This is a genomic window from Janthinobacterium darwini (assembly GCF_051380905.1).
In the GTDB taxonomy this organism is placed as follows: domain Bacteria; phylum Pseudomonadota; class Gammaproteobacteria; order Burkholderiales; family Burkholderiaceae_D; genus Janthinobacterium.
In genome coordinates this window covers 999,265-1,024,523 of record NZ_JBNYXX010000001.1, presented here as the reverse complement: position 1 = coordinate 1,024,523, position 25,259 = coordinate 999,265, and the positions used below count along the sequence as shown (strand labels likewise).

Sequence of the window (25,259 nt, the reverse complement as noted above, 5' to 3'; positions counted from 1 at the left end):
CGGCAAAGCCGTCCTTTTTTATTGTGTGCGCCACGCAGGCGCTGTCATGCCATGCTTAGAAGCGGTAACCGACGCCTACACCGATCAGGACAGGATCGACCTTGACTTCGCTGGCCTTGGCGCCACCGATGAAGACGTCGCTGCGGATCTGCACTTTCTTGATGTCGAAGTTCAGGGACCAGTTCTTGTCCAGCTTGTAGTCGACACCGGCTTGCAGCGAGTAACCCCAGCTGTCATGCTCCAGGCGGCCGGCGCCGTTCAGCAATTTCACGTCCGAAATGTTCGTGTAGTTGATGCCGGCACCCACGTAAGGGCTGAACTGTTTTTCAGGCATGAAGTGGTATTGCAGCGACAGGGTCGGCGGCAGGTGTTTGAAGGTACCGATATTGTTGCCGTCGAGCTTGACGTCATGCTTTTGCGGGTAGGTCAGGATCAACTCGGCAGCGATATTCGGGGTAAAGAAGTACGAAATATCGATTTCAGGAATCGTCTTGCTGCTCACATGCAAGCGGTCGGATGCACCGACACCACCAACAGGAGCAGATTTATCGGCCGGATCGATGTGCACGGCGCGCGCGCGCACCAGCCATGGGCTTTCCTGAGCCATTGCATTGCCGGCGAATGCGCCGATGGCGGCCAGGACGATTGCTGCTGCAGTTGCGGACTTCTTCATTCTAGTTCCCTCTTTTTGTCGTTAAGTAACGCTGCGAAGTCTAAGAGTGCAGTGCAACAAAAACTTTGATCCACATCAAATAGTGCTAGATGGCATCACTAGAGGGATTTTTTTCTTTGCCCAGGTCAAGAAAATGCCGCAGCGCAGCGCGACCATACCAATTAATGCACGCCGTCAAACAGGCTGGCGACCCAATCGGCAAACACGCGCACGCGCGCCGACAATTGCCGGTGATGGGGGTACAGCACGGACACGGGCAGCGGGTCGGGACGACAGTCCCGCAGCACTTCCACCAGCTCGCCAGCTGCCAGCGCCTGCTCCAGGTGGTAGCGGGGTGCCTGGATCAAGCCCAGGCCCGCGCGGCAGCAGGCGTGATACGCGTCGGCATTGTTGACCGATACGGTGCCCGGCAAGGCCACGCTGTGCCGCTGTCCTGCCACCTTGAAATCGAAGGGCCAGACCTTGCCCGTCTGGGTAGAAAAGAAATTCACGGCGCGGTGGCCATCGAGCTGCGCCAGATTCTCCGGCGTACCGTGGGCGGCCAGGTAGGCGGGGCTGGCGCACGTCAGCTGTTCCAGCAGCGCCAGCCGGCGCGCCACCATGGACGAGTCGCTCAATTCGCCCACGCGCAGCACGCAGTCGACGCCTTCGCGCACCAGGTCGACGAGGCGGTCGCCCATGCCAATTTCCAGTTCGATCCGCGGATAGCGGGCGCAAAACTGGTCCAGTACGGGCAGGACGAAATGCATGGCCAGGGTCGCGTGCAGGTCGATGCGCAACTTGCCTGCCGGCTGCTTCTGCGCCGAGGAAAACACGGCTTCCGTTTCTTCCAGGTCCGCCAGCAGGCACACGCAGCGCTGGTAATACGCCTCGCCATCGGGCGTGGGCGTCACCTGCCGCGTGGTCCGCTGCAGCAGGCGCACGCCCAGCCGCGCTTCGAGTTGCTTGATCGCATGCGTGACGGTCGCCTTCGGATAGCCAAGGTCATGCGCCGCCTGCGTGAAACTGCGCAGCTCGACGATGCGGGTAAACAGACGCATTGCATCAAATCGGTCCACACCCCCTCCATTATTATTTCCTGCTGCACAGTGTATCGATTTGAGCGCCACTTTTCCATATTGAACGAACACTCTGGTATCAGTTGCCCGCCAAGCAATCGTCACTTGCGCCGAGGTCACTGGCTTCCCAGCTGACTGCACCGCATACTATCCCCAGTTCGCACATGAGAATGGTAATGATTATCATTTGCGATATAATGCAGATTCACGCTGGGGCGTGCGCTCCGGCGATCATAAAAGGAATGGGAGACATGGATATTTTGAGGGAACTGCGTGATTCGGGCTTGAAAGTGACTATCCCCCGCTTGCGGATTCTGCAGCTGTTTCAAGAAGGAGGCATCAAGCACCTGAGTGCGGACGATGTCTACAAACTCTTGCTGGCCGAAAAGATCGACGTCGGCCTGGCCACCATCTACCGCGTGCTGATGCAGTTTGCCGAAGCGGGCATCCTGTTTCGCCGGCATTTCGAATCGGGCCATGCCGTCTTCGAACTCAATGAAGGCCAGCACCACGACCACCTGGTTTGCACGGGTTGTGGCAAGGTCGATGAATTTGTCGATGAAGGCATCGAACTGCGCCAGAATGAAATCGCCACCGAGCGGGGCTTCGTGCTGCACGAGCACGCGCTGTCGCTGTACGGCACCTGCGCCGAGTGCACGGCGAAGAAAATTCCGCCACGCCGGGCCTGAGGCCAGCGCGCAGCATAGCGCTCGGCACCTTGCCTGCGCTACACTGCGCGCAAGCTCGACAAAGGACACGCATGTACATCGGAGAAATCGCCCGCCTGGCGGGCACCTCGCCCAAGGCCTTGCGCCACTATGAAACGCTGGGCTTGCTGGGCGACGTGCGCCGTTCCGGCGCCTACCGCGTCTACACGAAGCAAGACCTGGCGCAAGTCAGGCTCATACGCCAGGCGCAGGCCCTGGGATTCCGCCTGGCCGAGCTGCTGCCCATCCTGGCCGGCGACAACACGGACTGGGCCGCCCTGTCGCGCCACATCGCCGCCAAGCGCGCACAGATACAGCAGGATATCGCCCGCCTGCGCCAGCTCGACGCGCAGCTGGCCGATATCGACACGGAAATCAGCGACTGCCTGGCACGCCAGCACCTTCCAGCGGCCGCTTGACTCTGCCACTAGGGGCAGGCTTTAGCATGCAAGCTGTTCTTTTACGGAAAGCCTGCATCATGACCAAACGCATTCTCATTCTCCTCGGCCACCCGTCCAGCGACAGTTTCTGCGCCGCCCTGGCCGAGGCCTACGCCGCCACGGCCCGCACTGCAGGTCACAGCGTGCGCGAACTGCGCCTGGGCCAGCTGGACTTCGATCCCATCCTGCACGAAGGCTACCGCCAGATGCAGCCGCTGGAAGCGGACTTGCTGGCGGCGCAGGAAGCCATCAGCTGGGCCGAACACCTGGTGTTCGCCTACCCCATCTGGTGGGGCGGCGCGCCGGCCCTGCTGAAGGGGTTTGTCGACCGCGTCTTCCTGCCCGGCTTTGCCTTCAAATACCGCCCGGGCAAGGCTTTCCCGGCCCAGCTGCTGAAGGGCCGCACGGCCCAGCTGCTGGTGACGATGGATACGCCGCCCTGGTATTTCCGCTGGGTCTACCACATGCCCGGCATCCACCAGCTGCGCAAGACGACCCTGGAATTTTGCGGCGTCAAGCCCGTCAAGGTGGCAAGCTTCGGCCCTATCTTGAATTCCACCGAGCCGCAGCGGGCGCGCTGGCTGGCACAGGCGCAGGTGCTGGCCCGGCGCCTGTAAGTTGCTTGCCATGCAGCCATCTTGCATACGGTTTTGACAAGCTGGTAATCAAGCCGTCACATTCAAAGGCTACCATAATGATATTGCCTGTTTGTCAGTCGCCTTGCCGTCGCGACAACAAGGGTCCGATTGTCATGTAAAGGTAGCCGCTGTGGAGTTCAACGCTTCTCGATTGCATCTTCCCCGTTATCGCACCTCCGTGGCGGCTGATCTGTGCATTCCCACGGAATCAGTGCAGGCCGACGCCAGCAATTTCGCCGTGCTGGAGCTGTTCACGGAACGGCGAGACATGATGAGCCTGCCAGTTACGGAGCAGCAGAAGCCCATCGGCTTGATCAGCCGCAACATCTTCATGTCGCAGATGTCCAAGCCCTTCTATCACGAGGTGTACGGCAAGAAAAGCTGCATCGCCTTCATGGACAAGGAACCGCTGATCGTCGATGGCGCCATGAGCATCGAGGACCTCACCTTCCGTGCCGTGGAAGCGGGCGAAAAAGCGCTGGCCGATGGCTTCATCATCACCGAGGATGGCGCGCTGGCCGGCGTGGGCTTCGGCTTGCAGCTGATGAACGTGGTGGCCACCATGCAGGCCGAAAAGAACCGGCAAATCATGCACAGCATCGATTACGCCAGCGTGATCCAACGCGCCCTGCTGCGCACCTCCGATGCGCAATTGCGCGCCACCCTGCCCGACGCCCACCTGGAATGGCAGCCGCGCGACGTCGTCGGCGGCGATTTCTACTTCTTCGAACGCCACGCAGGCGGCTGGTTTGCCGCCATCGCCGACTGCACGGGCCATGGCGTGCCGGGCGCATTCATGACCCTGATCGCCTCGTCGGCCCTGAGCCAGGCCTTGCGCGAACTGGGGCCGCGCGATCCTGCCGCCCTGATCGGCACCGTCAGCCGCGCCATCAAGACCTTGCTGGGCCAGGACGGCGCCGGCAGCGACAACGCTGGCCACGCCGGTTCGAACGACGGCATGGATTGCGCCTTCTTGTGTTACGACGACGCCAGCGCCAGCCTGCGTTTCGCGGGGGCGAAACTGGCGCTGCACGTGGTGGCGCCCGGCGAAGAGGCCGTGCGCGCCATCGATGGCGCGCGCATGGGCGTGGGCTATGTCGATACGCCCGCCAGCTACTGCTGGCACAACGAGACGCTAGCCATCCCCGCCGGCAGCCTGCTGTTCATCACTACCGACGGCTTGCTCGACCAGATCGGCGGCGCGCGCGACATCGCCTATGGCAAGCGGCGCATGCGAGAGCAGCTGCTGGCGCAGCGCGACGCGCCCGCCAGCGAGGCGGCGGCGGCGCTGCTGCTGGACAGCGTCGCCTGGCAAGGCAAACAGCCGCGCCGCGACGACCTGACCTTTTTCTGTTTCCGCCTGTAGTTGGGCGCCCTCGAACCACTTTATCAACAAGAAACCGGGTCACCGGCTAGCCAGGAGCACGGACGTGCTGTACGAAGAATTCAACGAGTTTTGGGATGTGGCGCGCAAGCGCAACATCATCTTTTTTTACGTGGGCTATTTCTCGCAGCACGTGGTGAGCGCCATTTCCGAAACCATCAAGGCGCGCCTCGACACGGCCGGCGCGGCCGGGCCGACGCGGCGGCGCATCTTTTCCTCGTTCATCGAGATGTCGCAAAACATCATGCACTATTCGGCGGACAGCCTGACGCCCGATGCGCAGCTGGACCAGCAGATGCGGCGCGGCTCGTTTTGCATCGGCACGCGCGGCGACAGCTTTTTTCTGCTGTGCGCCAACCCCGTCTCGACGGACAACGTGGCGCAGATCCGCACCCGCCTGGAGCCGCTGCACAGCATGACGATGGAAGAAATCCGCCTCGCCTACAAGAAGGCCCTGCGCGAGGAAGCACCGTCCGACAGCAAGGGCGCTGGCCTGGGTTTCCTCACCATGGCGCGCGATGCCAGCGAGCCGCTGGAATTCGAATTCGTCCAGGATCCCCAGGAGCCGGGGCACACCATCTTCTGCATCAAAGCCATCATTTGAAAGAGCCGACTCAGGAAAGCATATGCAATTACCGTCACCACTGTTCATCGCCGCGACCCCGAGTTCGCCCGAAATCGACTTCCGTTTCGAGCAGCACACCCTGTCAATCAAGGGCGAGTCATATCCGGAAAACGCGGCCGCCTTCTATGGCCCGTTGATCGCCGCCGTGCGCGCCTACCTGGACGGCTGCCACGAGAGCGCCATCACCGTCAACGTCTCGCTGGCCTACTTCAACAGCTCCAGCACGAAGATGCTGTTTACCCTGTTCGACATCCTGAACCAGGCAGCAATGGAGGGCAATCAAGTGCGCCTGAACTGGTATCACGATGAAGACGATGACACGATCCTGGAATTTGGCCAGGAGCTGCAGCAGGACTTTACGGCCCTCGACTTCCACGACCATCCCGTGCAAGGCAGCTAGAGCATGCACGCCGCCATCTCCGAGTCCGCCCTGGAACCCGACCTGTTCACCGTGGAAGCGGCGGCGCTTGCTGCCGCGCGTCACATGCACGCCGACGTCCATGCCAGCGGCGAGGCGCAGCGCCGCGTGCTCGGTGAACTGATCAATCACTACGAACGGCTGATGCGCGAGACGCGGCGCCTGATCGGCCGCAGCGACCGCGCCGAGCGCGACATGCATTTGCTGAACCGGCAATTGCAGACCCTGGCCGGCCAGCTCGAATATCGCGCTACGCACGACCCGCTGACGGGCGCCCTGAACCGCGGCGCCGTGATCGAGCATGCCTCGCGCTGCCTGGCGCAGGGCGACATGGCCCTGATCGTGCTCGACATCGACCTGTTCAAGCAGGTCAACGACGATTTCGGCCACCCGGCCGGCGACGGCGTGATCCAGGCCGTGGTCGACTGCCTGAAAGGCTTGCTAGGACAGGAAACGGCCATCGGCCGGGTCGGCGGTGAAGAATTTTCCGTGGTCTGGCCCACCTCTTCGCGCGACGACGCGGCGACAGTGGCGCAGCGCATCTGCGAGAGCGTCGGCCGCCAGCGACATGCGGCGCCCATCACTCGGGCCATCACCGTCAGCGTGGGCCTGAGCTGGAACCGCGCCGGAACAGCCTTCGAGACGGCCTACAGCCATGCGGACCAGGCCCTGTACCAGGCCAAGCGCGAAGGACGCAACTGCGTGCGCCAGTGGCTGGAAAGCTGAATCAGCGGCCAGGCTCGCGCGCCATGCTGCCGTCGCGGCGCATGGCGGCAGCGGCGCGCTGCATGGCAGCCACCTGCGCCTCGGGCACCTTGAGATTGCAGGCCAGGTAAGTCTGCACGCGATTAAAGGTCAGCAGCGGTTCCACCTTGCCCTCCCACTCCTTGCCGACAAACGGCTTGCTGCCCACCGCCATGCCCACGGCCCACAGATCTATGCGCCCAAGCAACAGTTTTTGCGGATTGAGCCACTCCTGCGTCACGGGCGCCACGCTCAGGCCATGCTGGCGCAGGTAGTCGTCGCGCGCGTCGCCCAGCACCGTACCGATCACCAGGCCGCGCGCATCGGCTAGCGTGCGCAGCGTCAGATGCCGCTCGGCCAGGCCATACAGTATCCACTCTGCTTCGTTGAGGGGGCCGATCCAGCGAAATTGCGCTTCGCGCTCTTGCGTGCGGGTGGTGGAAAAGATGCAGGTGTCGGTTTCGCGCAGCGCCTGCGCATACGCGCGCTTCCACGGCAGTAATTCGATACTGTGGGCGATGCCGGCGCGCGCCATGATGTCGCGCACCTTCGTGGTTTCGCGTCCGACAACGACATTGCCTTCCATCATGCTCGATGGCGGCAAGTGCTCGCCAACGATGCGCAGGCCAGCCGCCGCGGCCAGCGCCGGCATCAGCAGCGCCACTGCCAGCAGCCGTGCCATGCTTGCTTGTTTCATGCTTGCTTTCATCTGCTACAGGGGGATTTCCGCCGATGTTACCATCGGCCCGCGTCAGCATCGCTGCATATTGCCAATTACACCATTCATTTTCCGCAATGTGGCAACAGGCCAACGCCGGGACGATCACTGTGCAGGGGAAAAAGGGAAGAATAACTGGCGGAAAACAGTAGGAGTCGAACCTACGGGAGAACGTCTGACGCCCTCCACCGGGTTTGAAGCCCGGCCACATCACCGGATGAGTGTGCTTTCCGCGGTGCCTGAGCTAGCTGTTGGGCAAGGCTGCACTATAGGACCACAGCGCTTGCGGGCGCAATAGATGCCCATTGCCAACACGGCGAGTATAACCGACGCGGTCAAAGAATTCCAAGACCTGGATCGCACGCTTGCGGCCCAGGCCGCTGGCGTCGCGGAAGGTCGCCGCCCCGACGGCGCCACTGCCGGCCGGCAAGCCGCCACCCTCTTCCGCCCCTTGCGCCAATTCCCGCACCAGTTGCGCCAGCTCGGCAAGCGCCGCCTGGTGATAAAACAGGTCGTGCACCACCTGACTGATCTGCCCTGCCTTGGCAAGTTTACGAAGTAGCTTGCGCGTTTCGTCCTCGGCCAGGCCGAAGTCGCGCGCCAGGTCGCGCGTCCACGCCGGCTCGAAGCGCCCCTGCAGCAAAGCCGCCAGCAAGGGCTCGGCCACCGTTTGCTCCTGCGGCGTCAGTTCCACGCTGTGCGTCGGCAGATGCAGGCTGGCGCCGCGCGCCTGCAGCTCGCCGCGCGCCAGCAAGCCTTCGACCAGATGGCTCCACAAGGCGTCTTCCATCTCCGCGTCGACGATGCGCTTCAGGCGCCACAGTTCCGGCCCCGCTTCATCGGGTGCGCGCGCGTGGAACACCGCCAGGGCGGCCAGCACGCGCTCTTCCAGCGCGGCCTGCGCCGCCGGCGCCAGCAGCAGGGCATCGCCACCGCGCAGGGCGATGCGCCGCGTATCGGCCGGCAGCGCGATGGCGTTCGCCGGCAGCAGCGACAGGCGCACCAGCAGCGACTCGCGCAAGCCCAGCGGGCTTTGCGCCAGCAGCGCCGCATAGTCGCCCTGCGCGACAAAGGCAGCGAGGGCATCGAGCCAGGCAAGCCTGGCCGGGCTGCGCCGCTTGCGCGCGGGGCCGAACGGGTCGAGCACCATGCCGCCGCCCACCGTCTGCGTCGCTTGCGCATTGCGCACGACGAAACGGTCGCCCGGCACGCCGTGCATGGGGGCGTCGAACACCAGCTGCACTCTCCCCGTCTGCCCCGGCGACAGCGTCTCGCCATCGAGCATGACGGCGCGCGCCAGTTGGTGCGCTGCGCCCAGATGCACGTGCAGCGGCGACCAGGCTTTCAATTGCACGCCGGCGTCGGGCAGCAAAGTCAGTTCCACGTCGATACGCTCCGAGCATTGCGCCAGTTCCGGCGCGACGATCCAGTTGCCCCGTTCGATGCGTTCGCGGTCGATGCCGGCCAGGTTCAGCGCCAGGCGCTGGCCCGCCATGCCCGTCTCGGCTGCGCGGTTTTGCGCATGGATGCTGCGCACGCGCGCGCTTGCGCCGCCGGGTGCCAGCTGCAGGGTGTCCCCCACCCTGGCCATGCCGGCCAGCGCCGTGCCGGTGACGATGGTGCCCTGTCCCGACAAGGTAAACACGCGGTCCACGCCCAGGCGGAACAAACGTCGTTCATCGCGCTGCGGCAGGCTGCGCGACACTTGCGTCAAGTGCGCCAGCAAGGCGGCCACGCCGGCATCGTTGTCCCGGCTGGCGGCCGTGGGGAAAATCGGGCTGCCCACCAATGGCGTGCCGGCCAGCAGCGCCTCGATCTCCGCTTCCACCTGCGCCACGCGGGCGCTGTCGGCGCGGTCGATCTTGGTCAGCGCCACGGCGCCCCGCGTCACGCCCAGCAGCTGCAGGATGGCCAGGTGCTCGTGCGTCTGCGGCATGATGCCATCGTCGGCCGCCACCACCAGCAGGGCAAAGTCGATGCCCGTCACGCCGGAAGCCATGGTGCGGATGAATTTTTCGTGGCCGGGCACGTCGATCACGCCCAGCACCGTGCCGTCCGCCAGCGGCAGATAGGCATAACCGAGTTCAATCGAGATGCCGCGCGCCTGCTCTTCCTTCAGGCGGTCCGTGTGCACGCCCGTCAGGGCCCGCGTGAGCGTCGTCTTGCCATGGTCGATATGGCCTGCGGTACCGACGATCATGCGGACAACTCGTCGAGCTGCGCGATGAAGGCCGTCTCGTGCGCCGCTTCCAGGCAGCGCAGGTCCAGCCACAGCGCTTCCTGGCCGATGCGCCCGATGACGGGGCACGGCAAGGCGCGCAGGCGCTGCTCCAGCATTCCCAATGGATTGCTCAGGCGCGAGCCGGGGGCGCAGCGGATGGCCAGGCCAAAGCTGGGCAGCTGGTCGACGGGCAAGGCGCCGCTGCCGATCTGGCTTTTCATGGCTTCGGAGGTGACCACGTAGGCAGCACCGAGCACGCTTTGCAACTGCGGCAGCAGCAGCTCGGCTTGCGCGCGCATGGCGGCCGCGGGGCGCGTCAGCAGGCGCAAGGTGGTCAGGCGTTCGGCCAGCAAGTCCGGCGCGCGGTACAGCTGCAGCACCGGGGCCAATGCGGCCAGGGTCAGTTTGCCCACACGCAGCGCGCGTTTCAGGGGGTTGCGCTTGATTTTCGCGATCAGGTCGGCGCGTCCGACGATGACGCCGCATTGGGGCCCGCCCAGCAATTTATCGCCGCTGAAGGTCACCAGGTCGGCGCCCGCTGCTATCGTCTCGCGCACCGTCGTTTCATGTGGCAGGCCGTATTGCGCCAGGTCGACCAGGGTGCCGCTGCCCAGGTCCACGGCCGTCGGCACACCGTGTTTGGATGCCAGCGGTACGAGTTCGTCGAGTTCCACGCTTTTCGTGAAACCGGTGATCGCGTAATTGCTGCAATGGACCTTCATCAAGAGGGCCGTGTCCTCATTCACGCCATTGGCGTAATCGGCCAGGTGGGTGCGGTTGGTGCTGCCCACTTCGCGCAGCACGGCGCCCGCGCGCGTCATCACGTCGGGGATGCGGAAGGCGCCGCCGATTTCCACCAGTTCGCCGCGCGAGACGACGACCTCTTTATTCTGCGCCAGGGTATTGAGCATCAGCAGCACGGCGGCCGCATTGTTGTTGACGATGGTAGCCGCTTCTGCTCCCGTCAGTTCGCGCAGCAATTCCTCGACCAGGTCGTCGCGGTCGCCGCGCTTGCCCGTTTCCAGGTCGAACTCCAGGTTCATCGGCCACTGCAGCGCTTCCACCACGGCTTGCACGGCGGCGTCGGGCAGCAGCGCGCGGCCCAGATTCGTATGCAGCACGGTGCCCGTCAGGTTGAACACCGCGCGCAGCTGCGAGCGCGATCGGGCCTGCAGCCGCTCGGCCATTTGCCCGACGATGGCAGCAAGCGATGCGCCCTCTTCGCAGACTGCACCGGCCAGCATGGCCGCGCGCAGTTCCGCCAGCACGGCGCGCGCGCAGGCCAATGTTTGCGCGCGGCCGTAGTGCGCAATCAGGGCGAGGCAAGCCGCGTCGCCCAGGATGCGGTCGACCGACGGCAGGCGCACGGTTTGCCCCGTCGTCATGGCTGCGGGTCCTCGCTGCTGTCGTTCTTCCCCAGCCACAGCAGCGGATTGCCGCTGGCGCGCTGGTAGCCCGCTTCGCCCACCAGCAGGTCAAGCATCAGGCTGGCCAGGTCGTCGGCCAGCGGCTCGACGTTGTAATCGTGTTCCTGGTTGAAGACCTTGCGATAAGTATGGCAATCGTCGCAGGTTTCCGCGCGCGCCACTTTTTTAGGATCATTCGCTTTGTTGGGTAATTTGTCGTCCTTCGCCGTCACGGGGTCGAACGGCTTTGCGTCGGCCGCGTCCAGGCCCTGGTAGGCGATCTTGCCATTCTGTTCGCAGGTGGAGCACTTCACGCGCACCATATGCCATTCGCTTTCGCAGATGCCGCAGTGCAGGTAGCGGTAGCCCTGGGACTGGCCGCCGATGCGGATTACGCTGGCGACGGGGTGCGAACCGCAGACGGGGCACAGTGTGCCCGTTTCCAGGTCCGGCACGCGCGCGGCGCGCAGTTCGCTGGCCGACACCGACCACAGGATCTGCAGCGCGGCCGCGACGAACGGCGCGTGCATGGGGTTCAGGTTGTCGCCGTTTTCATCGAGCACGGCATCGGCGCAGGCATCCAGCGCTGGCGCGTCGAGCGCGCGCAACTGCGCCAGCACCTGGGTCAGGCCGCCCGATAATGCCGGCTGGCTGGCTGCCGTGGCGGCCAGTTCATCGAGCAGGCTGGCAAAGATGTCGCGCCAGACGGGCGGACGGGCGCCATTCACGGGCAGCACCGGCATGCGGTGCTGCATCGCGCGGCGCAGCGCGTCGGGGTCGGCGGCAGGCACGGCGCCGGGCGCCAGTTTCCCCACCACGGCGGCCTGCGCATCGGCCAGCGCGGCCATCAGCACCAGGTAGCCCTGCATGCCCGCGTCCACGGGGATGCCCTTGATCTTGCCTTGCGCCAGTTCGCGCAAGCGCAAGGCGCGCGCCTTGAACAGGCTGTCAGGCTGCGGCAGCAGCAGGCGCGGAATCGCGTTGTGGTCCAGGCCTTCGATTTCGCCTGGCTGAAGAATGCGTTGTACCAATGGAGTTTTCCCATCAAAAAAGGGGGCTGTAAAGTATTCTAATCGATATGGTGCAGCGCAAGCCGCAAAGGAAAACCGGGGTCAGACCCGTCGGGTCTGACCCCAGCTCTTGCACTTGGGCTAATTAAGCAAAAAACCGTCAGTCTTTGCTGTTGCGAATGACAGCCTCAAACCACTTCGGATGGTGCTTGCGCGCCCAGCCATAGGTGACGGTACCGCGCACCATGGCGCCGATCGAGCCCTTGACCCACAGCGCCGCATAGATATGCACGATGATGGCGCAGATGATGGCAAAAGCACAACCGGCATGCAACAAGGCGGCAAAACGCACCACGTCGATCGGGAAGTAGAACGCAAAATACGCGCGCCAGATCACGATGCCAGACAGCAACAGGCCAATCATGGTTGCCAGCAGCACGAAAAACAGGATCTTCTGGCCGGCATTGTATTTGCCGATCTTCGGAAGCTTTTCCTCGCGGTTGTTGAGCACGTCGTCCATCTGTTTCAGCCACTGCTTGTCGCCGTCCTCGAACTTGTTGTGGTGCCAGAAACGCACCACCAGGATCGCGAACGAGACGAACATCACCAGGCCGGCAAACGGATGCAGGATGCGCGTCCATTGCCCGCCACCAAACAGGTTCGCCAGCCACGCCATCGAGGGATGGAACATGGCCAGGCCGGACAGGGCCAGCATGACGAAGGTGATGGCGGTCACCCAATGGTTCGTGCGCTCGTTCGGATCGTAGCGCTGAATCAGCGGGTTGCCATCCTTGTCGTACCGCTTTCCATCATGCAGGTCATTGTGGCTCATGGTCTTCCTCCCGGATGCGCTTGGCCTCTTCCAGCGCTTCGCGCTCTTCGTCCTTGCTCACTTCGTTCGGACCGACACGCGTGTAATGGAAGAAGCCTGCCAGCGCCGTGGCAGCCATGCCGGCCACGGCCAGCGGCTTGGACCAGCCCTTCCAGAAGCCCACCATCGGGCTGATGCGCGGGCGTTCCGGCAAGTTCGAATACAGCTTCGGCTTGTCGGCATGGTGCAGCACGTACATCACGTGCGTGCCGCCCACGCCCAGCGGATCGTACAGGCCCGCGTTTTCGAAACCGCGCGACTTCAGGTCAACGATGCGCTCTTCCGCATGCACCTTCATGTCTTCCTTGGTGCCGAAAACAATGGCGCCCGTCGGACAGGTTTTCACGCAGGCCGGTTCCTGGCCCACGGCCACGCGGTCCGAGCAGAGCGTGCACTTGTAGGCGCGGTCGTCCTTTTTCGAAATGCGGGGCACGTCGAAAGGACAGCCAGCCACGCAGTAGCCGCAACCGATGCAGTTTTCCTGGTGGAAATCGACAATGCCATTCGTGTATTGCACGATGGCGCCCGGCGCCGGGCAAGCCTTCAGGCAGCCCGGGTCCTCGCAGTGCATGCAGCCATCCTTGCGGATCAGCCACTCGAGGTTGCCGTCGTTGTTTTCGTGTTCGGCAAAACGCATCACCGTCCACGATTGCGGCGTCAAGTCCGTCGGATTGTCATAGGTGCCATGGTTTTCGCCGACTTCATCGCGCAAGTCGTTCCATTCCATGCACGCCGTCTGGCAAGCCTTGCAGCCGATGCATTTCGACACATCGATCAGCTTGGCCACGGTGCCCGTCACCGGGCTGCGCGCTTGCGGTGGCGTCACCGTGGTAGCCGACAGGCGCCGGATATCTAAGGATTGCAGTGCCATTATTGAGCTCCCATCATGCTTTTTCCACCTTCACCAGGAAGGACTTGAATTCCGGCGTTTGCGAATTCGCATCCCCCACGCCCGGCGTCAGGGTATTGATCAGATACCCCGGCTTGGCCACGCCCGTGAAGCCCCAGTGCAGCGGCAGGCCCACGGTATGCACCTGCTTGCCCTCGATCATCAACGCCTTGATGCGCTTGGTGACGACGGCCTTGGCGATGATGTGGCCCCGCTTGGAACTGACGCGCACTTCACCGCCGGCAACGACGCCGATGCTCTTGGCCAGCTCTTCGCCGATTTCAACGAATTGCTGCGGCTGGATAATGGCGTTCAGGCGCGCATGCTTGGTCCAGTAATGGAAATGCTCGGTCAGGCGGTAGCTGGTGGCCACATGCGGATATTCCTCGTGCGTGCCGAACATTTTCCGGTCATCGGCGAACACGCGCGCGGCCGGATTGCTGGTCGCCTGCGGGTTTTTCGGATGCATGGGGTTGTAACCCAGCGGATTTTCGAACGGCTCGTAATGCTCGGGGAACGGCCCTTCGGCCATGGCGCCACGCGCAAAGAAGCGCGCCACGCCCTCGCCCAGCATGATGAACGGGCCCATGCCATTTTCCGGCGGCTCGTCGACCTTGAAGTCGGGAATATCGGCCCCGCTCCAGTTCGTGCCATTCCACTCGATCAACTTGCGGGTCGGGTCGAAAGGCTTGCCCTTCAAGTCGCACGAGGCACGGTTGTACAGCACGCGGCGGTTGGCCGGCCACGCCCAAGCCCAGCCCAAAGTCTGGCCGATGCCCGTCGGGTCGCTATTGTCGCGCCGTCCCATCTGGTTGCCCGCCTGCGTCCAGCTGCCGGCGAAGATCCAGCAACCGCTGGTGGTGGTGCCATCGTCGCGCAGTTGCGCAAACGAGGCCAGCTGCTCGCCCTTTTTCACCAGCAACTTGGTCGCGTCCTTCGGATCGTACAAGTCAGCCAGTGCACGGCCGTTGAATTCGCGGGCGATTTCTTCCGGCTGCGGGTTATGCGGCTGCGCATAATTCCACGTCAGGTTGACGATAGGATCGGGGAACTTGCCGCCCTCTTTCTTGTACATGCTACGCATGCGCAAGAACAGGCCCGACATGATCTCCAGGTCGCTGCGCGCCTGGCCCGGCGGTTCGGCCGCCTGCCAGTGCCATTGCAAGACCCGCGAAGAGCTCACCAGCGAACCGCGTTCTTCGGCGAAGCAGCTGGTCGGCAAGCGGAACACTTCCGTCATGATCTTGGTGGGATCGACTTCGTGGTATTGCCCGTGCGGCTTCCAGAATTCGCCCGTTTCCACGGCCAGCGGGTCCATGATGACGAGGAACTTCAGCTTCGACAGCGCTTCCGTGACCTTCTGCTTGTTCGGCGCGGACGCCAGCACATTGAAGCCCTGGCAGATATAACCCGTCATCTTGCCTTGGTGCATGTTCTCGATGGCTTGCATCAAGTCATACGGCTTGTCGAGTTTCGGCAGGTAGTCGAAGGCGTAATTGTTTTCGGCCGTGGCGAAATCACCCCACCACGTCTTCATGAAGCTGACGTGGAATTTGCGGTAATTGCTCCAGTAGCTGAGCTGGTTCGGCCGCAGCGGCTTGGTGGCGCGTGCGGCGATGTACGCATCGAAATCCTGCTCGCCCTCGTTGGGCAAGGTCATATAACCTGGCAACAGGTTGGACATCAGGCCCAGGTCGGTCAAGCCCTGGATATTCGAGTGGCCGCGCAAGGCGTTCATGCCGCCGCCAGCGATACCCATATTGCCCAGCAACAGCTGCACCATGGCGCCCGTACGGATGGTTTGCGCGCCCGTCGAGTGGTGCGTCCAGCCCAGTGCGTACAGGATGGTGCCGGCGCGTCCCGGCACGGCAGTCGAAGCCATGGCTTCAGCCACCTTGTGGAACTTGTCGGCCGACACGCCGCACGTACGCTCGACCATCTCGGTCGTGTAACGTGCGTAGTGCTTCTTCATCATCTGGTAGACGCAGCGCGGGTGTTCCAGGGTCGGGTCGACCTTGGCATAACCATCGTCGCCGATCTCGTAATCCCAGGTGGCCTTGTTGGTGTACTTGCCTTTTTCCTTGTCGAAACCCGAGAACAGGCCATCCTCGAACGCATAGTCTTCGCGCACGATGAAGGGCATGTCCGTGTAGTTGCGCACGTACTCATGCTGGATCTTGTCGTTCGTCAGCAGATAATTGATGATCGCGCCGAGGAAGACGATGTCCGTGCCGGTACGCGTGGCGCAGTAGTAATCTGCCACGGATGCGGTACGGGTAAAACGCGGATCGACAACGATCAGCTTGGCCTTGTTATGCGCCTTCGCTTCCGTTACCCATTTGAATCCGCAAGGATGTGCTTCTGCTGCATTGCCGCCCATGACCAAAATCACATCGGCATTCTTGATATCGACCCAATGATTCGTCATCGCGCCACGGCCAAACGTCGGGGCAAGACCTGCCACCGTCGGTCCGTGTCATACACGCGCCTGATTATCAAAGGTCAGCATCCCCATGCTGCGCACTGTCTTGTGGGTCAGGTAACCGACCTCGTTGCTGCCGGCGGACGCGGCAAGCATGCCGGTGGAGAGCCAGCGGTTGACGGTCTTGCCGTCGGCATTCTTTTCGATCAGGTTGGCATCACGGTCATCCTTCATCAGGCGCGCGATCTTGTCGAGCGCCACATCCCAGGAGATCGGCTGCCATTCCGTGCCGCCCGGTGCGCGGTATTCGGGCACTTTCAGGCGGTTCGGGCTGTGGATGAAGTCGACCAGGCTGGCGCCTTTCGGGCACAGCGTGCCGCGGTTCACCGGGTGATCGGCATCGCCTTCCACGTGGATGATGCTGGAGACGGCATTTTTCGCGCCGTCGCCCAGACCATACAGCAGGACGCCACATCCTACCGAACAGTAAGGACAGGTATTACGTGTCTCGGTCGTGCGAGACAGCTTGTATTGCCGCACTTCCGCCATCGCCTGGCCCGGTGCGAAACCGAGCAGGGCGAGGCTGGAACCAGCAATGGTCGCGCCAGTTACCCGAAGGAACTGGCGCCTGGACATCTGAACCATATTCAGGCCTCTATGATGTGAGTAAATAAGAGTCATACAACGTCGTCGTGGTCTCATATCACGAAGATATAAGCACCATGACTGTGCCGTATGACACCATTTTACCCCTCAAACTCCGTCAAGGCTCAGAGCGCCGGAAAAAATTGCACTTAGTCAACAATATTTTATAGGAACCGAACAGTTCTTCTAAACAATGCCAACCTGCCGTTACCGGCCTGGCAGCCGTGCTGTGCACTTGCATATCGCTATCCAGGCATGAAAAAACCCGCTCGCAAGCGGGTTTTTCGGGGTGCGGCGAATGACAGCCTGCTTACAGGCTGTAGCGCAAGGTCAGCGCCACAGTGCGCGGCGCGCCCGGCAAGCTCAGGTTAGGGCTGGAACCGTGACCGGAAACGATGTAGCGCGTGTCGCCGATATTGTTGACGTTCAGCTGCACTTCATAGCGCCCCGTGCGGTAGGCGGCCATGGCGTCGGCCGTCACGTAGCCAGGCAATACCACCGTATTGCCCGGATTGGCGAAGCGGCTGCCGACGGCATTCATGCCTCCGCCCACGGTGTAGCCATGGCCCAGGTCTTTCGTCAGCCACAGGTTGGCCGTATTGCGCGCCGTCAACGTGGCGCGCTTGCCCTTGATGGCGACGGAACTGGCCGTCGTTGTGCCCGCTACGTTGACGCTCTTGTCGACGGCGATGGAATCCGTGATGGTGGCGTCCAGGTAGGCATAGCCGGCCACCATCTTCCAGCCATCATGCAGGTCGGCATTCAAAGTCAGCTCCAGGCCGTCCGTGCGCTGCGCGCCGACAGGTACGATGCGGTTCGTGATGGGGTCGCTGGTCTTGATATTGTCGCGTTCCAGGCGGAACAGCGACACAGTGGCGTTGGCGCGGCCACCCCACAGCTCGTACTTGGCGCCCACTTCCGTGTTGCGCGTGGTTTCCGGCGCCAGGTCGGCATTGTTGGCGGCCAGAGCGAAGTTCTCGCCGCTGGGCTGGAACGAGCGGCTCCACGACGCATAGTACGATTGCGTGCTGCCCGGTTGCCAGACGAGGCCGGCGCGGGGGCTGTAGGCCGCATCCGTGCGCGACAGCTTCGCCGTCGTCACGCCAGCCGCATTGGCCAGGCGCGACTGCTGCTGATAGCTGTCATAGCGCAAACCGGCCAGCGCCTTCCACTCGTCGCTGAAGCTGATGGCATCCTGCACGTAGGCGGCGGCCGTATCGTAGGTACCGAAAGTATCGCTGCGCGCGCCCAGCTTGCTGCGGTCGACCTGCGGCAGCACAGGGTTGAAGATCGATACATTCGTCGCCACCACGGTCGAGGCCCAGCTGTTGGCATCCTTGTTTTGCTTGCCAAACTCGGCGCCGTACAGCACTTCATGGCGCAGGCTGCCGGTGACCAGTTTTTGCGTCAGTTCCGTCTGGTTGAACCAGCCGCTCTCGTCGCGGTTCAGCTTGGCGTGGCCGAAGTTCATCGTGCCTTTGACTTCGTTGACGTTGCCGGAAATATTCGTGTTGTTGCGGTCCAGGTGGTAATCGTAATAGCGGAAGGCATTGCGCAGCGACAAGGACTCGCTGAACTTGTGCGTCAGAGTGGCGGCCGTGGAGACCACGCGCGACTGGCTGAAATCGCTATCCCGGGCGTTGGCGGCGCCGTAGTAAGTGCTCGCATCAACAGCCACCGGGCGGCCATGCCAGGACGGGATGCCGAAGTCTGTCAGGCGACGGTCTTCCAGGTAGTCGCCCTGCAGCAGCAGCCTGGTCGCGCCAGAGAGGCGGATGGCCACCGATGGCGCCAGCGCCGTGCGATTGATGAATTGCTGGTCGCGGTAGCTGTCCGACAATTCACGCGCGCCAGTAAAACGCCAGTCCACCGTCTCGCCAACGCGGCCCACGTCGACTTCGCCGCGGCGCCCTTTTGTATTCGTCAAGCTCAGGGCCAGGTCCGTGATATCCACGCCCGGTTTTTTGGAGATGCGGTTGACCAGGCCACCCGAGGAACCGCGGCCGTACAGGACGGCGGCCGGCCCCTTGATCACTTCCAGCCGTTCCACATTCGACAGGTCGCGGAAATACAGGGCGTCATCGCGGAAGCCGTCGACAAACTGGTCGCCGATGGCCGTGAAGCCGCGGATAAACACCTGGTCACGCTGGCCGTCTCCCGTGGACAAGCCCACGCCAGGAATGTTCTTCATGATGTCCTGGATCGACATGGCGTTCTGGTCGCGGATGACCGCGGCCGGCACCACGTTGATCGTCTGCGGCACATCGCGCAGGGCCATTTCCGTCTTGGTGCCGCTGGCGGACGTGCCGGCGACATAGCCATCCTTGTCCTTCGATGCCGTCACGGTGACGGCGGGCAAGCTTTCCTGCGCCCATGCCGCCAGTGGCACGGCGCCCAAGGTCAAGGCGCCCAGTACGGCGATGGTAATCGGTTTACATCCTGGCTTGCGCTGCATACAACTCCCTGGTCGATTATTTAATACGAATGATTATCATTAGTATTTTACCAGCAGACACAGCGAAAAGTAAGGCGGGATGTAAGTGATAGTACTTATGGACTAGGTACTTGATGTAAAAAAGCAACAATAAATTAATATCAAAAAGTAATTAAAATTGCTTTGGAAAACTATTTCCGTGCGTCAATGCTATACTTGCGCTTGCTGGTTAGCGGATTCCCACGCCGCCACACCCCTTGCTTCACCTCCAACGCCGCGCACTGCGCGGCGCGCCGCAACGCATGCACGCGGCACCCGAAGACCCCGATCCCCTGCGCCTTGCGGCGCCTGTCCGCCCCTGCTGGCGGCGGCGATCATGACTATTAAACTGCTAGGAATTACATGAAAAACCTGAACATCGGCAGCCGCCTTGGCGTCGGCTTTGCTGTCGTATTGCTGTTGCTTGCCGCCTTGACCATCACCGCCCTCGTGCGCATGCAAACGGCCAGTGACCTGACTTACCGCCTCATCAATACCAGCATCAAGAACCAGCGTATGGTGGCCGAATGGTCGAAGATCATTGAACTGAACAGCGTGCGCGGCGTGGCCTCGTTTGAAATCACCGATCCCATCGTGCGCGCCAAGATCGAGGAAGACTTGAAAGTCGATGCGGAGCGTTCCAGCAAGCTGCAGGACGACATCATCGCGTCGCTGCTCAACCCGGCCGTGATCGAGCAATTCAAGGTCGTGCGCAAGGTACGCACCGATTATGTGACGACGCGCGCACGCGCCTTCAAGATGAAGGCCGACGGCGACGTGGCGGGCGCCAAGGAAGTATTCGAGAAGGAAGTCACGCCAATCACCACGGCCTACCTGGCCGAAGTGAAGCGCTTTGCCGGCATGCAGATCAAGGCTGCCGACGGCGTAGGTGCCAGCATCATCGAGGCTTACAGCAGCACCCGCATCTTCCTGATCACCATGGGCGTGCTGGCCGTGCTGATGGGCATCGGTTTCGCGTGGTGGATCACGCGCTCGATCACAGGTCCCATCCGCGATGCCGTGAAAGTGGCGGAAACCGTGGCAGCGGGCGACCTGAGCAGCACCATCACGGCCCAGGGCCGCGATGAAACGGGCCAGCTGATGCACGCCCTGAAAACCATGAACGACAGCCTGGTCGGCATCGTGGGCCAGGTGCGCAGCGGCACCGACACCATCGCCACGGCCTCAGCGGAAATCGCCGCAGGCAACCAGGACCTGTCGTCGCGCACGGAACAGCAAGCCAGTTCGCTGGAAGAAACGGCCTCGTCGATGGAAGAGCTGACCTCGACCGTGAAGCAGAATGCGGACAATGCGCGCCAGGCAAACAAACTGGCGGGCGACGCAGCCGGCATCGCCAGCCGCGGCGGCGCCGTGGTAGCCGAAGTGGTGGCCACCATGGGTGAGATCAACACCTCGTCGAAGAAAATCGTCGATATTATCTCTGTCATCGACGGCATCGCCTTCCAGACCAACATCCTTGCCCTGAACGCGGCCGTGGAAGCGGCACGCGCCGGGGAACAGGGACGCGGCTTTGCCGTGGTGGCCACGGAAGTGCGCAACCTGGCGCAGCGCTCGGCAGCGGCGGCAAAAGAAATCAAGGGCTTGATCGACGACTCCGTGCAAAAGGTCGAGGTGGGCACGGACTTGGTCGACAAGGCCGGCAAGACGATGGAAGAAATCGTGCAAAGCATCGGCTTCGTCACCTCCATCATGAGCGAGATCAGCAACGCCAGCGAAGAACAGAGCGCAGGCATCGAGCAAGTCAACCAGGCCATTTCCGAAATGGACCAGGTGACGCAGCAAAATGCAGCCCTGGTGGAAGAAGCCTCGGCCGCAGCCGAAGCGATGCAGGAACAGGCGAGCGAACTGGCGCAGGTGGTCAGCGTCTTCCGACTGGATGCCAGCGCGGCGGCGACCGACCGTTTCAGCGTGACAGCGGCGCAGCGCAGCGCGCCGACAGCTCCAGCAACCCCGGCCGCGCCTGCCCGCAAGGCCCCTGCCCTGCGCCTGCCCGCAACGCGCGCCAGCAGCAAGGCAACAAGCCCTGCCCAAGGCGAATGGGAAGAGTTTTAAAGTGTGACGATCAATGCGTGGCAGCCACTGCTACGCATGCCAAACAGCCAGGCATCAGCACAGCCTGGTTTGCGCATCTTCGATGAGTTTCGCCAGTTCGCGCGGCGCGGATTGTCCCAGGAATGCCAGCGCCAGCGCTTCCGGATCGATGGCCGCGTCCAGCGGCAGGCCATGCTCGAAGCCGCCCACCATATAGCGGCAGAAATGCGGCGATTCGGCCCGCGTTTCCACATACCAGCAGCCCGCATGACCCTGCACAAAGTATTCGCCGATAAAGTAGCCGAGCATGGTTTTCACCCATTGCCAGCTCTCGTCTCGGATAACGATGGTGCGCATGGCAGCATCGATGTACGGCAGGTATTCGGCCGCGTTCGTCAACACTTCGTGCGCGGGCTGGATGCCCAGGCGCTCGACAAAGTTCACCAGCGACGTACCCAGCGCGTCATAGTAAGCGTCGAAACCCGCTTGGCTTTGTTGCAATAATTGTTCTTGTTCGTTCGACAGCATTCACACTCCACAGACATTCTACAATTCCGCCCATTGTCGAGAAACGGCGCGGATCCAACCTTCCCATATTTTACGCCACGCTCACCACCACGCCAGCGCGTTGCAGCAGGACCTGGTTGCGGGCGGACAAATGCATCACCTGCAGGTGCTTGCCCGCCTTGTCATAGCGCTCATACAAGGCTTCAATGGCGGCGATGGCCGAGTGATCGGCCATATGCATGTAGCGGCAATCGAGGATGACGCAGGCCGGATCGGCGGTCGGCTGGAACAGTTCCTGGAAGTGCGTGGCCGAAGCGAAAAACAGGGTGCCGTGCGGCACGTACACGCGCACGCCCGGAGTCTTGTCATCGATGTCAGCGCGCATGTCGCGCGCATGTTGCCAGGCAAAATTCAAGGCGGCGATGACGATGCCGCACAGCACGGCCATCGCCAGGTCGGTGAATACCGTGATCACCGTCACGGCAACGATCACCAGCGCATCCTGCAACGGCACCTTGCCCAGCACGCGCAAGGAACCCCAGGCAAACGTCTGCTGGGCCACCACGAACATCACGCCCACCAGGGCGGCCAGCGGTATGCGCTCGATCAGCGGCGAGAGGAACAGGATGAACAGCAGAATCATCACGCCGGCCGTCACGCCCGACAGGCGCGAGCGGCCGCCGGAACTCAAATTGATCATCGTCTGCCCGATCATGGCGCAGCCGCCCATGCCGCCAAACAGGCCCGAGACGACGTTCGAGGCACCGAGCGCGATGCATTCGCGGTTCGGCTGCCCCCGCGTTTCCGTTATCTCATCTGTGAGATTAAATGTGAGCAAGGTTTCCAGCAGCCCCACCATGGCCATCAGCGCCGCATACGGAAAAATGATGTGCAAAGTGCCCATGTCCAGCGGCACGGTGGGGAAATGCAGGGCTGGCAAGCCGCCGGCGATATGCGCGAGGTCGCCCAGGGTGCGCGTGGGCAAGTGCAAGACATGGCTGAGCACGCCCACGCCCAGGATGGCCACCAGTGCTGGCGGCACGACCTTCGTGATGCGCGGCAGCACGTAGACGATGGCCATGGTCAGGGCCACCAGCCCACCCATCACGAGCAAGGGCGTGCCTTGCAGCCAGCTTTCACCTTGCGGCGTGGCTTGGCGGAAATGCTCCAGTTGCGCCAGGGCGATGACGATGGCCAGACCATTCACAAAGCCCAGCATCACGGGATGGGGCACCATGCGGATCAGCTTACCCAGGCGCAAGATACCGAACATGGCCATCAAAATGCCACTCAGCACCACGGTCGCCAGCAGATACTGCACACCGTGCTGCGCCACCAGCGCCACGATCACCACGGCCATGGAACCGGCGGCGCCCGAAATCATACCGGGACGTCCGCCAAAGATCGCCGTGCATGCACAAATGATGAAAGCGCCATACAGGCCCATCAAGGGGTTCAACTGCGCCACCAGGGCGAAGGCGATGCACTCGGGCACCAGCGCGAAGGAGGTGGTCAGGCCAGCCAGGATATTTTTTGCTACGTTCGAGTACCACTCATCGCGAAAAGTTGTGTTGATCATTGATGCGTATCCAAAGTCGGAACAGGAAAATGCGGGCCTGATGGGCAATAAACAGGCGCAGCCATGCCAGCGGGCGTCACAGAAAAGCTGCGCTGAGGTCGATTGGAGCAGGAAAGTCGTCAGTGACTACATCGGTATGGCGGAAAGGGGAAGTTTCATCAAGGCGCCAGGCGGCGCGGCTGAGCTTGCCGGCATTATACAAGATGCGCAACCGGCAAAAATATGGACAAAAAAATAGCCCACTCGAAAGCGGGCTATTTTTTTCATCTGGAGGCGAGGACGGGAATCGAACCCGTCTAAACGGCTTTGCAGGCCGCTGCATAACCTCTTTGCTACCTCGCCAGAGGAACTGCTTGGATGCGCCTTGCGGCCCACCTTGATAACTGGAGCGGGAGAAGAGTCTCGAACTCTCGACCTCAACCTTGGCAAGGTTGCGCTCTACCAACTGAGCTACTCCCGCATTGGAGCTTGGTTACAGCCTAATCACGCCGCGTACTGCGGCGGATAAAAAAAGGAAGCCAGCTTAGCTTCCCTTTAGAATTCTGGAGCGGGAGAAGAGTCTCGAACTCTCGACCTCAACCTTGGCAAGGTTGCGCTCTACCAACTGAGCTACTCCCGCATTGGAGCTTCTATTTTCTGCTACTGCCATCTTGCTGTACTGCTTCCAGCTTGCGCTGGAGCGGGAGAAGAGTCTCGAACTCTCGACCTCAACCTTGGCAAGGTTGCGCTCTACCAACTGAGCTACTCCCGCATACGAACCACTATTTTACTGCTTTTTACTACCGTTTACCAGTGCTGCTTTACTGCTGATCCAGCATTCACTGGAGCGGGAGAAGAGTCTCGAACTCTCGACCTCAACCTTGGCAAGGTTGCGCTCTACCAACTGAGCTACTCCCGCAGTGGACAACATTGTATCAGAAGCTCTACTACATCGCCAGTACTACTTTTTACTGCAGTTGCTGTTTTTACCTATGACACGATCCAGAAAACTGGAGCGGGAGAAGAGTCTCGAACTCTCGACCTCAACCTTGGCAAGGTTGCGCTCTACCAACTGAGCTACTCCCGCGTCATCAACAACAGGCCAGCATTATAGAGGGATTACAGGGGCTGTCAACGGGCAATATCTGGTCTTTTGCAAAATATTCCGCACAAAACAGCCGCCTGCCTGTTCTTAGTGCAAATTCCCCGCTTTTTCCTTGATGAGAGGCCATGCCAGGCGCAGGTAATAGAACATCGACCATACCGTCAGCACGCAGGCGATCCACAGCAGTTTTTCGCCCCACACATGGGTATCGATCGCGCCAAAGATCACATCGTGGTAGAGCAGCAAGGGGATGGCCGTCATTTGCGCGGCCGTTTTGATCTTGCCGATCGAGCTGACTGCCACCGATTTCGATGCGCCGATCTGCGCCATCCATTCGCGCAATGCGGAAATGGTGATTTCGCGGCCGATGATGATGAAGGCCAGCACGGCATTGACACGGTCCAGCTGCACCAGCACCAGCAAGGCGCCCGCCACCATCAGCTTGTCGGCGACCGGGTCGAGGAAGGCGCCAAAGGCCGAGGTCTGGTTCCAGCGCCGCGCGAGGAAACCATCGAACCAGTCGGTCACGGCGGCAACAATGAAGACCAGGGTGGCAACCAGGTTCTGGTCGCCATGCAGCAGCATGGACGGCGGCAGATAAAACACGCCGACGACGAGTGGAATCAGGGCCACGCGCAGCCAGGTCAAAAGGATGGGAATATTAAAAGGCATAAGGAAGCAATCGGCCGACGGGT

22 protein-coding genes and 7 tRNA genes are annotated in these 25,259 nt (G+C 62.0%); 9 read left to right on the top strand and 20 right to left on the bottom strand.

Translation table 11 applies throughout. From position 1 onward, the window contains the following. Positions 1–55 precede the first annotated feature (55 nt). Entirely contained in the window at positions 56–673 is a 618-nt protein-coding gene (locus tag ACQ4WZ_RS04700) for an OmpW/AlkL family protein (protein ID WP_101481940.1), read from the bottom strand. 161 nt (positions 674–834) lie between these two features. Beyond that, the gene (locus ACQ4WZ_RS04695) at positions 835–1,731 is read right to left on the bottom strand and encodes a LysR family transcriptional regulator (protein ID WP_101481941.1); all 897 of its coding nucleotides are present in this window, start codon (positions 1,729–1,731) and stop codon (positions 835–837) included. Between the two features lie 251 nt (positions 1,732–1,982). Here ACQ4WZ_RS04695 and fur point away from each other — a divergent pair, with 251 nt between their 5' ends. The 7 genes from fur (at position 1,983) to ACQ4WZ_RS04660 (ending at position 6,669) form a co-directional block, all read left to right on the top strand. Then, entirely contained in the window at positions 1,983–2,420 is a 438-nt protein-coding gene (fur, locus tag ACQ4WZ_RS04690; RefSeq protein WP_101481942.1) for a ferric iron uptake transcriptional regulator, read from the top strand. 71 nt (positions 2,421–2,491) lie between these two features. Continuing rightward, the gene (locus tag ACQ4WZ_RS04685) at positions 2,492–2,857 is read left to right on the top strand and encodes a MerR family transcriptional regulator (RefSeq protein WP_133990328.1); all 366 of its coding nucleotides are present in this window, start codon (positions 2,492–2,494) and stop codon (positions 2,855–2,857) included. Positions 2,858–2,916: 59 nt separating this feature from the next. After that, positions 2,917–3,495: an NAD(P)H-dependent oxidoreductase gene (locus tag ACQ4WZ_RS04680; protein WP_133990326.1), complete on the top strand. Its 579-nt coding sequence runs from the start codon at positions 2,917–2,919 to the stop codon at positions 3,493–3,495. Between the two features lie 172 nt (positions 3,496–3,667). Beyond that, positions 3,668–4,882: a SpoIIE family protein phosphatase gene (locus tag ACQ4WZ_RS04675; RefSeq protein WP_436572675.1), complete on the top strand. Its 1,215-nt coding sequence runs from the start codon at positions 3,668–3,670 to the stop codon at positions 4,880–4,882. Positions 4,883–4,946: 64 nt separating this feature from the next. Further along, positions 4,947–5,504: a SiaB family protein kinase gene (locus ACQ4WZ_RS04670; RefSeq protein WP_101481945.1), complete on the top strand. Its 558-nt coding sequence runs from the start codon at positions 4,947–4,949 to the stop codon at positions 5,502–5,504. A gap of 22 nt (positions 5,505–5,526) precedes the next feature. After that, on the top strand, positions 5,527–5,925 hold the full coding sequence (locus ACQ4WZ_RS04665; RefSeq protein WP_133990322.1) for a DUF1987 domain-containing protein: 399 nt from the start codon (positions 5,527–5,529) through the stop codon (positions 5,923–5,925). A gap of 3 nt (positions 5,926–5,928) precedes the next feature. Continuing rightward, the gene (locus tag ACQ4WZ_RS04660; RefSeq protein WP_133990320.1) at positions 5,929–6,669 is read left to right on the top strand and encodes a GGDEF domain-containing protein; all 741 of its coding nucleotides are present in this window, start codon (positions 5,929–5,931) and stop codon (positions 6,667–6,669) included. A gap of 1 nt (position 6,670) precedes the next feature. Here ACQ4WZ_RS04660 and ACQ4WZ_RS04655 read toward each other — a convergent pair whose 3' ends face one another. The 9 genes from ACQ4WZ_RS04655 to ACQ4WZ_RS04615 all read right to left on the bottom strand — a co-directional run bounded on the left by ACQ4WZ_RS04655 (position 6,671) and on the right by ACQ4WZ_RS04615 (position 19,324). After that, entirely contained in the window at positions 6,671–7,384 is a 714-nt protein-coding gene (locus tag ACQ4WZ_RS04655; protein ID WP_436572674.1) for a substrate-binding periplasmic protein, read from the bottom strand. Positions 7,385–7,541: 157 nt separating this feature from the next. Beyond that, positions 7,542–7,637, bottom strand: a tRNA-Sec gene (locus ACQ4WZ_RS04650). A 12-nt stretch (positions 7,638–7,649) separates the two neighbouring features. Then, positions 7,650–9,605, bottom strand: a complete 1,956-nt coding sequence (selB, locus tag ACQ4WZ_RS04645; protein ID WP_133990318.1) for a selenocysteine-specific translation elongation factor — start codon at positions 9,603–9,605, stop codon at positions 7,650–7,652. Continuing rightward, positions 9,602–11,011, bottom strand: a complete 1,410-nt coding sequence (gene selA, locus ACQ4WZ_RS04640) for an L-seryl-tRNA(Sec) selenium transferase (protein ID WP_436572673.1) — start codon at positions 11,009–11,011, stop codon at positions 9,602–9,604. The genes selB and selA overlap by 4 nt, the downstream gene beginning before the upstream one ends. Continuing rightward, entirely contained in the window at positions 11,008–12,063 is a 1,056-nt protein-coding gene (gene fdhE, locus ACQ4WZ_RS04635; protein ID WP_133990314.1) for a formate dehydrogenase accessory protein FdhE, read from the bottom strand. The genes selA and fdhE overlap by 4 nt, the downstream gene beginning before the upstream one ends. Before the next feature lie 139 nt (positions 12,064–12,202). After that, positions 12,203–12,874 carry a formate dehydrogenase subunit gamma gene (locus tag ACQ4WZ_RS04630; RefSeq protein WP_436572672.1) on the bottom strand — a complete coding sequence of 224 codons (672 nt, stop codon included), beginning with the start codon at positions 12,872–12,874 and terminating at the stop codon, positions 12,203–12,205. After that, positions 12,861–13,784 (bottom strand): formate dehydrogenase subunit beta, encoded by a 924-nt coding sequence (gene fdxH / locus ACQ4WZ_RS04625; RefSeq protein ID WP_101481952.1) that lies wholly within the window; start codon positions 13,782–13,784, stop codon positions 12,861–12,863. Before fdxH ends, ACQ4WZ_RS04630 begins: the two co-directional genes overlap by 14 nt. Before the next feature lie 13 nt (positions 13,785–13,797). Beyond that, on the bottom strand, positions 13,798–16,869 hold the full coding sequence (gene fdnG / locus ACQ4WZ_RS04620) for a formate dehydrogenase-N subunit alpha (RefSeq protein WP_436572671.1): 3,072 nt from the start codon (positions 16,867–16,869) through the stop codon (positions 13,798–13,800). A 310-nt stretch (positions 16,870–17,179) separates the two neighbouring features. After that, positions 17,180–19,324, bottom strand: coding sequence for a TonB-dependent receptor (locus ACQ4WZ_RS04615; RefSeq protein ID WP_436572670.1), 2,145 nt, complete (start codon positions 19,322–19,324; stop codon positions 17,180–17,182). Positions 19,325–19,705: 381 nt separating this feature from the next. On the opposite strand from ACQ4WZ_RS04615, the gene ACQ4WZ_RS04610 reads away from it, so the two are divergent. After that, the gene (locus tag ACQ4WZ_RS04610) at positions 19,706–21,415 is read left to right on the top strand and encodes a methyl-accepting chemotaxis protein (protein ID WP_101481955.1); all 1,710 of its coding nucleotides are present in this window, start codon (positions 19,706–19,708) and stop codon (positions 21,413–21,415) included. Between the two features lie 54 nt (positions 21,416–21,469). Here the strand turns inward: ACQ4WZ_RS04610 and ACQ4WZ_RS04605 are convergent, their stop codons facing one another. Then, entirely contained in the window at positions 21,470–21,922 is a 453-nt protein-coding gene (locus ACQ4WZ_RS04605; RefSeq protein WP_101481956.1) for a hypothetical protein, read from the bottom strand. Positions 21,923–21,992: 70 nt separating this feature from the next. Continuing rightward, a complete protein-coding gene (locus tag ACQ4WZ_RS04600) occupies positions 21,993–23,480 on the bottom strand; it encodes a SulP family inorganic anion transporter (RefSeq protein WP_133990302.1) in 1,488 nt (495 codons plus the stop codon). Here ACQ4WZ_RS04600 and ACQ4WZ_RS04595 point away from each other — a divergent pair. Further along, positions 23,470–23,718: a hypothetical protein gene (locus ACQ4WZ_RS04595; protein WP_436572669.1), complete on the top strand. Its 249-nt coding sequence runs from the start codon at positions 23,470–23,472 to the stop codon at positions 23,716–23,718. The two genes, ACQ4WZ_RS04600 and ACQ4WZ_RS04595, sit on opposite strands and share 11 nt — an antisense overlap. Positions 23,719–23,748: 30 nt before the next feature. Here the strand turns inward: ACQ4WZ_RS04595 and ACQ4WZ_RS04590 are convergent. From ACQ4WZ_RS04590 to pgsA, 7 genes are all read right to left on the bottom strand, one after another. Further along, positions 23,749–23,822, bottom strand: a tRNA-Cys gene (locus ACQ4WZ_RS04590). 42 nt (positions 23,823–23,864) lie between these two features. After that, a tRNA-Gly gene (locus ACQ4WZ_RS04585) sits at positions 23,865–23,940 on the bottom strand. A gap of 83 nt (positions 23,941–24,023) precedes the next feature. Then, positions 24,024–24,099: transfer RNA gene (locus ACQ4WZ_RS04580), tRNA-Gly, on the bottom strand. A gap of 56 nt (positions 24,100–24,155) precedes the next feature. Further along, a tRNA-Gly gene (locus ACQ4WZ_RS04575) sits at positions 24,156–24,231 on the bottom strand. 71 nt (positions 24,232–24,302) lie between these two features. Next, positions 24,303–24,378: transfer RNA gene (locus tag ACQ4WZ_RS04570), tRNA-Gly, on the bottom strand. A 92-nt stretch (positions 24,379–24,470) separates the two neighbouring features. Next, positions 24,471–24,546: transfer RNA gene (locus tag ACQ4WZ_RS04565), tRNA-Gly, on the bottom strand. 105 nt (positions 24,547–24,651) lie between these two features. Beyond that, a complete protein-coding gene (gene pgsA, locus ACQ4WZ_RS04560) occupies positions 24,652–25,236 on the bottom strand; it encodes a CDP-diacylglycerol--glycerol-3-phosphate 3-phosphatidyltransferase (protein ID WP_101481959.1) in 585 nt (194 codons plus the stop codon). Positions 25,237–25,259: the final 23 nt, after the last annotated feature.